Genomic DNA, 471 nt, shown 5'->3' with positions numbered 1-471 from the left:
GGCGCTTGAGTGTGTTCTGGCGCGCATGGGTGAGCCTGGGGGCGGGCCCGCCTTCCCGTGGGGAACGAGGGTTCCTGGGGCGAACGTGTGACCTTTGCCGGTGACAGTCGTTGGGTGGGGTGAGGGTTTTCTGCGGCGCGGAACCGGGGGCGAGGGGTGGGTGGACTGCGGCAGGTGGCGGCGCCCTTCGTGGCGCCCGGTCCCTCGGGGGTCGCGATCCGGACTCGGCTCAAGGGCCTGACCGGTGGGGACGAGGAGGTGCTGGGCCTGGTCGGCGACCATCTCGGCGCACTGGCTTCCCGTGATCTCAGGGCGCGCTGTTCGGCCGGGCCGGAGCATGACAGTGAGGGGTGGGCCGAGCGCAAGCGGGCCCTGACCGTTGAGTCCTCCTCCCGTTGGGCGGGCAGCATCACGAAGGCCAGTCATGACCAGTGGGCGCTGGCCCGGCGCGGTCTGCTCGCGTACATCCAC

Annotated in this window: 1 pseudogene; it reads left to right on the top strand. The window is 71.3% G+C overall.

Features of this window, described 5'->3' with window-relative positions:
- Nucleotides 1-156 precede the first annotated feature (156 nt).
- Nucleotides 157-471, top strand: a pseudogene (locus LQ326_RS47460) (IS200/IS605 family accessory protein TnpB-related protein); the annotation flags it as partial.

The sequence above is a fragment of the Streptomyces shenzhenensis genome, assembly GCF_021462265.1.
In the GTDB taxonomy this organism is placed as follows: domain Bacteria; phylum Actinomycetota; class Actinomycetes; order Streptomycetales; family Streptomycetaceae; genus Streptomyces; species Streptomyces shenzhenensis.
The sequence above is the reverse complement of the archived record's forward strand: the minus strand, read 5'-3'. Positions and strand labels throughout refer to the sequence as shown.